An 11,142-nucleotide genomic window follows, 5' to 3' on the forward strand; every position below is an offset into this window, starting at 1 on the left:
GTTGCCTATCTGCTATCCGATGGGCCGCGCCGCTGCAATGTGGGACGCCCGCGCCCGGCGGCAAGCTTGCGCGGCGGATTTTGCCCGCTATGGGGATCCCCATCCCATGACGTTCGTGCAGGAGACGCGCCCCATGCCCACCCTCGTCCTCATCCGCCACGGCCAGTCGGCCTGGAATCTGGAAAACCGCTTCACCGGCTGGTGGGACGTCGACCTGACCGACAAGGGGATCGAGGAAGCGCGCGCCGCCGGGCGGCTGATGGCGGAGAAGGGGCTGGACTTCGACATCTGCTACACCAGCCTTCAGACGCGCGCGATCAAGACGCTGAACCTCGCGCTGGAGGAAATGGGGCGGCTGTGGCTGCCGGTCGAGAAGGACTGGCGGCTGAACGAGCGCCATTATGGCGGGCTCACTGGCCTCAACAAGGCCGAGACGGCAGCCAAGCATGGCGACGATCAGGTCAAGGTGTGGCGGCGCAGCTTCGACATTCCGCCGCCGGTGCTGGAGCCGGGTGGCGAATTCGACCTGTTGGCCGACCGCCGCTATGCCGGCATCGCCATCCCCTCGACCGAGAGCCTGAAGGACACGATCGCGCGCGTGCTGCCCTATTGGGAACAAACGATCGCGCCCGACCTCAAGGCCGGCAAGCGCGTCGTCATCTCCGCCCATGGCAATTCGCTGCGCGCGCTGGTCAAGCATCTGTCGAACATTCCGGACGACGAAATCACCGATTTGGAAATCCCGACCGGCCAGCCCATCGTCTATGATCTTGCCGACGATCTGACCGCGCTCGACCGCTATTATCTGTCGGAACGCTGATCGGGACCAATTTACCCGGGGTGACGATGGAACTGGAGGTTATGCCTTCAGATTCAAGCCACTGCCCGGTCGAGATAGGGCAGGCGGTCGGTCAGCACCGGCGGCAGCCCGCGCACGACCAGCGCGCGGGCGTGGTGCCAGAGAGCCGAGAGCAGCAGCAGCGCCGATCCGATCACCAGCGCGGTCAGCGCCCAGGACAGCTCGACCGCGCCGGCCTGCCTGAACAAGGCGTAGAACGCGAACAGCACATAGGCAAGGCTGGAGACGAGTAGCGCCCGTCGGTCGATCGCCAGCGCGACGACGCCGAACGCAACGTAAAGGGCGATGACCAGCAGCGCCCGCCCGACGCTGATCTCGTCGCCCCGCAGGACGCCGAGCAGTTGGAACAGCGAATGGGCGATCATCGGCGCGGCGGCGAGGTGCAGCCAGAAGGCGACGTCCGATCGACGCGTGGTGCGTGCCCGGTCGGTCATGTCCCACCACATGGCGAGCGCGAACAGGGCGATGCCCGCCGCCAGCATCAGCAGGTAGGGGAGGGTGCGGTCGTAAGGGACCGCTGCCATCACCAAGCCGGCGATCACGCCGACGCCTGCCGCCGATCCCGCCGCCACCGTGATCGGCACCATGAAGCGCCGCCAGTGCAGCCACGCCGCGCCCGCGCCGCACGCCGCGACCAGCGACAGGATCAGCGCGCCCTCCCGCTCATCGGCGTCAGGGGCCAGCTGCCCCGCCAGCGCGCCGACCGCGAAGGCGACGCCGCCGACGAAGCCGGCGAGCAGCAGGATGGAGGGCAGCGCCATGCGCCGCGCCCGCGTGAAATATTCAGCAAGACCCCAACTTGCCGCAGCCACCAGCACGCCCGACATGAAGGCGGGGTGATAGTCGGGCGCGCCGAATCGCAGGCTGTTGCCCAGCCAGCCGAGCGCCACCAGCAGGATCACGCCCGCGATCGTCACGAAAATATCGTTGAAGCCGGTCAGCAGCCGGAAATGCTCTTCGTCCACCACGGGACTTGCGCGCAGCCGCGCGACATGATCGCGCAACGCCTGCGCTGCATCGGCCTGGATCACTCCAGCCGCTACGGCATCCTGTAGGTCACTCTCGCTATACATCGGCCATCTCCCGCCGCTCTCCTGATGGGTGCATCATAGCATTGGTGTAGTATATCGGCAATACAGTTCATTTTCGGCTTTTTCCGCCGTCTTTCCGGTGTTAGCGCCGATCGGCAAAGAGGAGGAGATGCCGACCATGCCGCTGCCGGCCATATTGAAGGACCGATTGCGACTCCCGCTGATCGGGTCGCCCATGTTCATCATTTCGCAGCCCTCGCTGGTCCTGGCCCAGTGCCGGGCGGGCATTGTCGGCGCCTTTCCCTCGCTCAACGCGCGCCCCTCCGGCACGTTCGAGGCCTGGTTGCAGCAGTTGCAGGCCGAACTGACACCGCAGGACGCGCCCTTCGCCGTCAACCTGATCGTCCACCGCACCAATGCGCGGCTGGAGGAGGATCTGGCGCTCTGCGTCACATATCAGGTGCCGATCGTCATCACTTCGCTCGGCGCGCGCGAGGACGTGAATGAAGCGGTCCACAGCTATGGCGGTATCGTCCTGCACGATGTCATAAACGATCGCTTCGCCCGCAAGGCGATCGAGAAAGGCGCGGACGGGCTGATCGCCGTCGCCGCCGGCGCGGGCGGCCATGCCGGCACTTTGTCGCCTTTCGCGCTGGTGCAGGAAATCCGGCAATGGTTCGACGGGCCGCTCGCCTTGTCGGGGTCGATCGCCACCGGTCGGTCGATCGCGGCGGCGCGGATGATGGGCGCGGACCTTGCCTATATGGGATCGCCCTTCATCGCCACGACGGAGGCCAATGCAGATGCCGCCTACAAGCAGATGATCGTCGACAGCCATGCCGACGACATCGTTTATTCCGACGTGTTCACCGGGGTGCATGGCAATTATCTGCGCCCCAGCATCGTTGCCGCCGGCATGGACCCCGACCGCTTGCCCGAAGCCAAGGACATGGACTTCGCCAGCCTGTCGGGCGGCGAGAAGAAGGCGTGGCGCGACGTCTGGGGTTGCGGTCAGGGCATCGGCGCGATCGACCGGGTTCAGCCGGCCGCCGATTTCATCGCTGCCCTAGGAGCGCAGTACCGAGCGGCGATCGACGGCTTCACCGCTTAAAAAGCCACGCAACTCGCCGATGAAGCGGTCGAACTGGTCATGGTGCAGCCAATGGCCGGCGTTGGCGAACTCGATCAGCCGCGCGTCGCGGAAATGGCGGATGCGCCCATCCTTGACCGGGTTCGACGCCCAGCTGTCGGCGCCCAGGCACAGCAAGGTCGGGCAGGTGATCCGTTGCCAGAAATGGGGCAGTTCCTCGTCCAACCCCGCCTGCGGCACCGTCACGTTCAGATAGGGGTCGAATTTCCAGCTATAGCTGCCATCTTCGTTCCGGTTGACGCCATGGCTGGTCAGGTGAAACGCCTGCTCGACGGTCAGATGCTCGTTGCGCTCACGCATCCGGCCGATCGCCGCCTCGATCGTGGGATAGCGGCGAGGCGTGCGCGCGGCGCTGGCGCGGCGGCTTTCGATCCATTCGCGCCACACATCGGGCGCAGGCCGCGCGCCGCGCTCGCTGACCAGCTTGGGCGCGAGGCCCAACCCTTCGATCGCCACGATCCGGCGCAGCTTGTCGGGATAAAGGCCGGCAAAGCGCAGGCTGATCGATCCGCCGAGCGAATGGCCGACGATCGTCAGCGGCGACCGGTCGAGCAGGTCCACCAGCTGCGCCAGATCATAGACGAAGCTGCTCATCATATAGGCGCCGTCGGTGGACCAGCTACTGTCGCCATGGCCGCGCAGATCGGGCGCGATCACATGATAATCCTTCGCCAGCGCGCGCGCCGTCCAGTCCCAGCTGCGCGCATGGTCGAACCCGCCATGCACCAGGATCAGCGTCGGCGCGGACGGATTGCCCCAATCGAGATAATGGAGCCGGGTCCGCAGCGACGTGTAGAAGTGCGAAGTCGGTGAGGGCGCAGCGTGCGAATCCATGCGGTCCTGCGGATCGGAGGAGAAGGTCGTCCGTCCCCCATTGGCGAACTGCATCGGGGTTGCAAGCCTGTTCGCCGCGAATTTTCCGTTCAATCCGGCATCATTTCGCAGGCATTACAGGCCGGACAGCGGGTGATCCACCTCCAGCGCCGCCAGCCGCCGCGCCGCCGCAGCCCGTCCCGCGGCTGCGACGACCTGCGCTAGTTCGGCTTGGCGGAAGGGCTTGTCGAGCCGGGGCCGGCGGGTCGCATGGGGCGGCAGCTCGGCAAAGCCGGTGATGATGATGACCGGCAGCCCCGGCCGCAACGCTTCGATCGCGTCGGCCAGCTGCGCCCCGGTCATACCCGGCATCGCATGGTCGGTAACCACCAGATCGACGTCGCCCTGCTCCAGCATCCGCAGCGCGTCCTGCGCCGACGCCGCCTTGAACACGGTATGGCCCAGATGCTCCAGCATCCCGGCGGTGTTGGTCAGCACCAGATCGTCATCGTCGACCGCCAATATCACCAGGGGGAGAATTTCGTCCGTCGGCTCTTCGGCCAGGGCCATTAGCGGCTGGATGTCGTCGGCTCGCGCCACCGGCAGCCAGAGGGATACGGTCGCGCCCTGGCCAACTTCGCTCGCGATCGTCAGCGATCCGCCGCATTGCTGCGCGAAGCCGTGGACCATGGACAGGCCAAGCCCGGTGCCCTTGCCCACGCCCTTGGTCGTGAAGAAAGGCTCCCGGGCGCGCGAAAGGGTCGCCGCGTCCATGCCTTCGCCCTCGTCGATTACCGACAGGCGGATATAGGCGCCGTCCTGCAGATCGGGCCGGGTCGCGTCAGTCACCTCTACTTCGGCGGCGTCGATGATGATCCGTCCGCCCTGGGGCATCGCGTCGCGGGCATTGACCGCCAGATTGAGCAGCGCCAGTTCCAGCTGTGCGGGATCGGCATGGGCGGTCCGCATGACGGCGGGGAACTGGGTCTCGATCGATACCGCAGCGCCCAGCGTCGTGCGCAGCAGTTCGGCCATGCCGCGCACGAGCGCCACGCAATCGACGCCCTGCAATTTCAGCTCCTGCTTGCGCGCGAAGGCCAGCATCCGTTGCGTCAGCGTCGCGCCGCGCTCGGCCGCGGTCATCGCATTGTCGAGATAGCGGCCGATGTCGCCGCCCGTCGCCAGCCGTTGCTGCGCGAGATCCAGGCTACCGACGATCACCGCCAGCAGATTGTTGAAATCATGCGCGACCCCGCCAGTCAGCTTGCCGATCGCGTCCATCTTCTGCGTCTGGACGATAGCATCGCGCGCCTCGTCCAGCGCCTTCTGCGCCGCGCGGCGTTCGGTGAGGTCGCGGGTGATCTTGGCAAAGCCCAGCAGCACGCCATTGGGGTCGCGGATCGGATCGATGACGACGCTCGCCCAGAAGCGGGTGCCGTCCTTGCGGATGCGCCAACCCTCCGCCTCGAACCGCCCTTCCGTCTCGGCCGTGTGCAGCGCGCGAGAGGGTAGGCCGGCCATGCGGTCCTCGTCGCTGTAGAAGCGGGCGAAATTTTCGCCCAATATCTCTTCGGCCTTATATCCCTTGAAGCGCTCGGCGCCCATGTTCCAGCTGGTGATGGTGCCGACCGGATCGAGCATGTAGATGGCGTAATCGGTGACGCTCTGGACCAGCAGCCGGAACCGCTCCTCGCTTTCGCGCAGCGCTTCCTGCGCGGCGCGGCGCTCGGTAAGGTCGCGGGTCACCTTTGCAAATCCGAGCAGATGGCCCGACGGATCGCGGATCGGATCGATCACCACGCTCGCCCAGAAGCGCGCGCCATCCTTCCGCATCCGCCAGCCCTCGGCCTCGAACCGGCCTTCATGCTCAGCGGTGTGGAGCGCGAGCGCGGGGATGCCGGCCGCCTGGTCCTCCGGCGTGTAGAAGCGCGAGAAATGCAGCCCGATGATTTCGTCCGCCTCATAGCCCTTGAACCGACGCGCACCCGCATTCCAGCTGATGACCGTGCCGGTGGGATCGAGCATGTAGATGGCATAGTCGGTGACGCTCTGGACCAGCAGTTCAAAGCGGTTGCCGGCCTGGTCGAGAGAGGCTGTAATCATGCGGTCCCCGGGATCAACGCCGTGCGGGCGCTCTTTTGCCGCAGGGCAAACGCCGGGACCATTGGGAAGTTCCCTCTCCTGTCTGTCGGTGGCGGCCTTGACTCGGCCCTCTGCTCTGGCCACGGGGATTATGTAAGACAAATGGAGCGCCAAGGGTCAAGAGCCGTGCCAAAAACAATGATTACCGTAGTCGGCGAAGCGATGCTGGAGCTGAGCCGGGGCGCGGGCGATAGCTGGACTCTCCGCTATGGCGGCGACGTCATCAACACCGCCGTCCATCTCGCGCGCTCGGGCGAGCATGTGCGCCTGGCGAGCGCGCTCGGCACCGATCCGATGAGCGCGCAATTGATTGGCCAGTGGCAGGCGGAGGGCGTGGACACCTCGCTCGTGCTCGCCGCGACCGATCGGCTGCCCGGCCTCTATGCGATCGAAACCGACGCGGCGGGCGAACGCAGCTTTCATTATTGGCGCAGCGAAGCGGCGGCGCGGCGCATGTTCGATCTGCCCGGCAGCGCGGCGATGGTCGAACAGGCGGCGCAGTCCGATCTGCTCTATTTCTCCCTTATCACCCTCGCCATTCTGCCCGATGCGGGGCGGGAGGCGCTGCTGGCGCTGTGCGTCCGGGTGCGGGCGCGAGGCGGGCGGATCGCCTTTGACGGCAACTACCGGCCCCGCTTGTGGGAGGATGCCGCCACCGCGCGTCACTGGCGCGACCGGGCGATCGCGCTGTGCGATATCGGCCTGCCGACGCTGGCGGACGAGGTCGAGATGGGCGAAGCGGACGATGCCGCTGACGCCGCGCGCCGCTGGGGCGCGGGGGAAGGGCGCGAGATCATCGTCAAGCTGGGCGGCGACGGTTGCCTTGTGAACGAGGCGCTGGTGCCGATCCCGCAGGTGCTGGCGGTGGTCGATTCGAGCGGCGCGGGCGACGCCTTCAACGCCGGCTATCTCCACGCCCGCCTGTCCGGCGGATCGCCGCACGATGCGGCGTTGGCCGGGCATCGCCTCGCGGGCTGGAATATCGGCCGGCGCGGCGCGATCCCGCCGAAGGACGCTGATGCGCCCTATTGAAGGAGCGTTGACAGCGCCCCCCGCGATGCGCCATGGACAGCGCAACGCGGGTGTAGCTCAATGGTAGAGCAGAAGCTTCCCAAGCTTACGACGAGGGTTCGATTCCCTTCACCCGCTCCACCACCCCCTGATCGCTAGCCCACCTGTCGCTTGGCGAGCTTTCGCGCCAATGTGCGGCGGTGCATGCCCAGCCGCCGGGCGGCTTCGGAGATGTTGAAGTCGCATTCCTTCAACACCTCGTGAATATGCTCCCACTCCAGCGTCTTGATCGACGTGGGGCGGGGGCCGAGCGGGGCTTGGGGATTGCCCGCGCTGCGCGCGAAGGCGGCTTCTATGTCGTCGGTGTTGGACGGTTTAGCGAGATAATGGGTCGCGCCGAGCTTGATCGCCTCGACCGCCGTGGCGATGCTGGCGAAGCCGGTCAGGACCACGATCAGCATGGCGGGATCATGGGCGTGCAAGGCTTGAACGCAGGCGAGGCCCGATTGCGGGCCGAGTTTCAGGTCCACCACGGCATAGCCAGGCCGCTCCTTCGCGAGCAGTTCGGTCACGCTTTCCAGGCTGTCGGCCAGCAGCACGGCATAGCCACGCCGCTCGAAGGAGCGTTTGAGCGTGCGAGCGAACGCCTCGTCATCCTCGACGATCAGCAACTGCCTATCCATCGCCCTCCTCCTCCTCCTCCATCCCCAGCGTCGCCAGCGGCAGGCGCAGCTGGATCATCGCGCCGCCATCCGCGCCGTTGCTGGCGTCGACCTGTCCGCCGAGCTTGCGCGCGACATTGACGACCAGAAAGAGGCCGAGCCCGCCGCCCTGCCGCCCCTTGGTCGAGCGATAGGGCTTGCCGACATCGGCCAGCATGTCGGGGTCGAACCCCCGGCCATTGTCCCGCACCGCGATGTTCAGCCACTGGCTGTCGCGGCTGACCAGCATGTTGATGTAGGTCGCGCCCGCCTCCCGCGCATTGTCGAGCAGATTGGTGACCGCCTGCCGGATCACCGGATCGGCGACGATGCGCGGATAGTCGTGCGGGCCGAAGTCGCTGCGCAGCGCCACGCCGGGATGCGCCGCGCGCCAGTCCTGCGCGATGCTTTCCAGAAAGGCGCGCACGCTCGTCACCTCGGGCGCTTCGCCGCGCGCCTCGCCCGCAGACAGCAGGATGCCGGTCAGGATGGATTTGCAGCGCTGGACCGCTGCCTCCATCTCCTCCACTTCCTCGACCAGGTCGGGATGGCGCGTGATCTGCGGCATGTGCCGCCAGTCGTTCAGCACGACGGCGAGCTGCGCCAGCGGGGTGCCGAGTTCATGCGCTGCGCCCGACGCCAGCAGCCCCATGCGGACGATATGCTCCTCCTCCGCCGCATGTTGCCGCATCCGGGCGAGATAGGCTTCGCGGTCCTGAAGGTTGCGGCTGATCGGCGTCATGAAGAGCACGATCAGCACCGCCACCATCGTCAGGCACACCCAGGCGCCGATGATGTGCAGATCGAACAAGCGCCCCTCGAACCGCTCCGACAGGTCGAGCGGGCGGAAGGCGACGGTCAGCATCGCCGCGCAGAAGGCGGTGATGGCGACGATCCCCCAGACGCTCCAGCGATGCAGCAGCACCGCGCCCAGCGTGACCTGAACCAGGAAGAGCGAGATGAAGGGATTGGTCGCCCCGCCGCTCAGGTAAAGCTGTGTGGTGAGCGCCAGCACGTCGAACAGCAAAGCCAGGAACAGTTCGGCATGGCTGATATCGCTGCGTCGCCGCAGCACCATCATGCTGCCGACATTCATCAACGCTGCTATGCACGGCACCACCAGCATGGAGCCGAGCGGCAGGCGGATGCTCATGCCGAAATGCACGATCAGGATCGTCGCCAGCTGTCCCGCGATGGCGATCCAGCGGAGCTGCACCAGCAGCGCCATGTTGCGCCGTCCGGCGGCGTCGGCGGGCCACTGGCCGGGGAGCCAGCGCCAGTTTCTGGCATGGGGCGCGGTCATGGGCGGCGGTCTTTCCCGGTCTGGCGCATGACGATGATGTAGCCCGCGACCGTCATCGCCGCCAGCGCGAACCAGGTGATCGCATATTGGAGGTGATTGTTGGGGAAGCGCAGGACGGTGAGGCCGCCGACCGGATAGCCTCGGGCGGCGCTCGCTTGCGCATCGATGAAGTAATTGGCGGCGGCGAGGTTCCGGCTGCGGGCGATGGCGGCTACATCGCGGGAATACCAGCGATCGGCGGCGGGATCATTGGCGCGCAGGAAGCCGCCGCCCGGTTCAGTCAGGCGAAGGAGGCCGGTGACGCGCACTTCCCCGTAGGGCCGATTATAGGCTGCGCGGCGATCCGGCACGAAACCGCGATTGACGAACAGGATCGTGCCATCGGCCCGGCGCAGCGGGGTCAGCACCCAGAAGCCGGGGCCGCGAATGGTGGACGCCTGCACCAGCGCGGCCTTGCCATGCAAAAATGTTCCCGTGGCGGTGACACGACGATATTCGTCAGCCTGCGACGCACTCGCCGGCGTAGAAACCGGCGCAGCGTGGATGCGGGCGTCGATGCGGGCGATGAGGTCGCGCTTCCACGCGAGCCGCTGAACCTGCCAGACGCCAAGCGCGCAAAAGCCAGTGAAAAGGAGCAATGCGATCGACGTCAGGCCGATCAGGAAGGCCGGGGAGCGCCGGCGGCGCGCCCCGGACCTTGCCGCTGTCACGGCATGTCGCTCATAGTGTGTCCGCTCATATTGTCCATGGTCCGCATTTCCTGCGTCGGCCCCATATCCATGTTCATGTCGCCCATATCTTGCTGGGCATGGGGCATCATATTGGCGTTGAGGTGATACATCACCCACATCGAGCCGGAGAGGGTGATGACGACCAGCACCAGCGTCAGCATCATCGCCATGAAGGACCAGCCGCCCTCGACCCGCGTGTTCATGTGCAGGAAGTAGATCATGTGGACCACCACCTGCACGGCGGCGAAGGCCATGATGATGAAGCCGGTGAGGCGCGGATTGCCGAGTATGTTCGACATCACCAGCCAGAAGGGGATGGCGGTCAGGATCACCGACAGGCCGAAGCCGATCATGTAGCTGCCCATGGTGCCATGGGCGCCGTCCTCATGATGCTCCTCATGGTGGCCGTGGCTGTGCTCATGGCTGTGGACCGCGTCGCTCACCGCAGGACTCCCATCAGATAGACAAAGGTGAAGACGCCGATCCAGATGACGTCGAGGAAGTGCCAGAACATCGAAAGGCACATCAGCCGGCGCTTGTTGGCGGGGATCAGCCCCTTCTTCGCGACCTGCACCATCAGCGTCACGAGCCAAATCGACCCGAAGGTGACGTGCAGCCCGTGGGTGCCGACCAGGGTGAAAAAGGCGGACAGGAAGGCGCTGCGTTGCGGCCCTGCGCCTTCGTGGATGAGGTGCGCGAACTCGTAGAGTTCGATGGCAAGGAAGGCGCCGCCGAAGAGCAAGGTGACGAACAGCCAGCGCTGCGTCGCGCCGACCCGGTTCTTCTCCATCGCCAGCATGGCGAAGCCATAGGTGATGGACGAGAAGAGCAGCATCGCGGTGTTAACCGCGACCAGCGGCAGGTCGAACAGATCCTTCGGCCCCGGCCCGCCGGCATAATTGCCGCCCAGCACGGCATAGGTGGCGAACAGGATAGCGAAGATGAGGCAGTCGCTCATCAGATACATCCAGAAGCCCAGCATCGTGCTGTGGCCCTCATGGAGGTGCGGCTCCTCCGCCAGATGGTAGGTCCGGGCCTCGCCGGGCAGGGGTGCGGTCGTGCTGCTCATGGTCGTCAGGCTCCCGCCGCCAAGGCGCGGGTGCGCGCCTCTTCGACGCGCGTCACATCCTCCAGCGGGATGTAGAAATCGCGTTTGTAGTTGAACGTATGCGCGATCGCGACCGCGATCATGCCGACGAAGCCCAGCGCGGCGAGCCACCAAATATACCAGATGAGGCTGAAGCCGCAGAGCGTCGCTAGGCCCGCCAATATGACGCCGGTGCCCGTGCTGCTCGGCATATGGATCGGCGCATAGCCGGTCAGTGGGCGCTCATAGCCGTTCTTCTTCATGTCCGCCCAGCTGTCGGCGTCATAGACGACCGGCGTGAAGGCGAAATTATA

11 protein-coding genes, 1 tRNA gene and 1 pseudogene are annotated in these 11,142 nt (G+C 66.1%); 4 read left to right on the forward strand and 9 right to left on the reverse strand.

All coding sequences use genetic code 11. The features are described from left to right. The first annotated feature begins 133 nt into the window (after window positions 1-133). On the forward strand, window positions 134-820 hold the full coding sequence (gene gpmA / locus V2B31_RS10675) for a 2,3-diphosphoglycerate-dependent phosphoglycerate mutase (RefSeq protein ID WP_328278287.1): 687 nt from the start codon (window positions 134-136) through the stop codon (window positions 818-820). 53 nt (window positions 821-873) lie between these two features. Here the strand turns inward: gpmA and V2B31_RS10680 are convergent, their stop codons facing one another. Further along, window positions 874-1,932, reverse strand: a complete 1,059-nt coding sequence (locus V2B31_RS10680; protein WP_328278289.1) for a hypothetical protein — start codon at window positions 1,930-1,932, stop codon at window positions 874-876. Between the two features lie 136 nt (window positions 1,933-2,068). Between V2B31_RS10680 and V2B31_RS10685 the strand changes: the two genes are divergently transcribed. Next, window positions 2,069-3,001 (forward strand): NAD(P)H-dependent flavin oxidoreductase, encoded by a 933-nt coding sequence (locus tag V2B31_RS10685; RefSeq protein ID WP_328278308.1) that lies wholly within the window; start codon window positions 2,069-2,071, stop codon window positions 2,999-3,001. On the opposite strand, the gene V2B31_RS10690 is transcribed toward V2B31_RS10685, so the two are convergent. Both V2B31_RS10690 and V2B31_RS10695 read right to left on the reverse strand, forming a co-directional pair. After that, the gene (locus tag V2B31_RS10690; RefSeq protein WP_328278310.1) at window positions 2,957-3,874 is read right to left on the reverse strand and encodes an alpha/beta fold hydrolase; all 918 of its coding nucleotides are present in this window, start codon (window positions 3,872-3,874) and stop codon (window positions 2,957-2,959) included. The genes V2B31_RS10685 and V2B31_RS10690 overlap by 45 nt on opposite strands. Before the next feature lie 114 nt (window positions 3,875-3,988). Beyond that, the gene (locus V2B31_RS10695; protein WP_328278291.1) at window positions 3,989-5,956 is read right to left on the reverse strand and encodes a hybrid sensor histidine kinase/response regulator; all 1,968 of its coding nucleotides are present in this window, start codon (window positions 5,954-5,956) and stop codon (window positions 3,989-3,991) included. Between the two features lie 177 nt (window positions 5,957-6,133). Between V2B31_RS10695 and V2B31_RS10700 the strand changes: the two genes are divergently transcribed. Together V2B31_RS10700 and V2B31_RS10705 are read left to right on the forward strand one after the other, a co-directional pair. Continuing rightward, a complete protein-coding gene (locus V2B31_RS10700) occupies window positions 6,134-7,027 on the forward strand; it encodes a sugar kinase (RefSeq protein WP_328278292.1) in 894 nt (297 codons plus the stop codon). Window positions 7,028-7,073: 46 nt separating this feature from the next. Continuing rightward, window positions 7,074-7,147 (forward strand) — tRNA-Gly (locus V2B31_RS10705). A gap of 14 nt (window positions 7,148-7,161) precedes the next feature. Here V2B31_RS10705 and V2B31_RS10710 read toward each other — a convergent pair. From V2B31_RS10710 to V2B31_RS10735, 6 genes and pseudogenes are all read right to left on the reverse strand, one after another. Then, window positions 7,162-7,689, reverse strand: coding sequence for a response regulator transcription factor (locus tag V2B31_RS10710; protein WP_328278294.1), 528 nt, complete (start codon window positions 7,687-7,689; stop codon window positions 7,162-7,164). After that, a complete protein-coding gene (locus V2B31_RS10715) occupies window positions 7,682-9,010 on the reverse strand; it encodes an ATP-binding protein (protein ID WP_328278296.1) in 1,329 nt (442 codons plus the stop codon). Before V2B31_RS10715 ends, V2B31_RS10710 begins: the two co-directional genes overlap by 8 nt. Beyond that, window positions 9,007-9,720, reverse strand: coding sequence for an SURF1 family protein (locus V2B31_RS10720; RefSeq protein ID WP_328278298.1), 714 nt, complete (start codon window positions 9,718-9,720; stop codon window positions 9,007-9,009). The genes V2B31_RS10715 and V2B31_RS10720 overlap by 4 nt, the downstream gene beginning before the upstream one ends. Beyond that, window positions 9,717-10,184 (reverse strand): cytochrome o ubiquinol oxidase subunit IV, encoded by a 468-nt coding sequence (gene cyoD / locus V2B31_RS10725; RefSeq protein WP_328278300.1) that lies wholly within the window; start codon window positions 10,182-10,184, stop codon window positions 9,717-9,719. Before cyoD ends, V2B31_RS10720 begins: the two co-directional genes overlap by 4 nt. Continuing rightward, on the reverse strand, window positions 10,181-10,810 hold the full coding sequence (cyoC, locus tag V2B31_RS10730; protein WP_328278302.1) for a cytochrome o ubiquinol oxidase subunit III: 630 nt from the start codon (window positions 10,808-10,810) through the stop codon (window positions 10,181-10,183). The genes cyoD and cyoC overlap by 4 nt, the downstream gene beginning before the upstream one ends. A gap of 5 nt (window positions 10,811-10,815) precedes the next feature. Continuing rightward, a pseudogene (locus V2B31_RS10735) lies at window positions 10,816-11,142 on the reverse strand (cytochrome o ubiquinol oxidase subunit I); the annotation flags it as partial.

The organism is Sphingobium sp. (assembly GCF_036170395.1).
Lineage (GTDB): Bacteria > Pseudomonadota > Alphaproteobacteria > Sphingomonadales > Sphingomonadaceae > Sphingobium.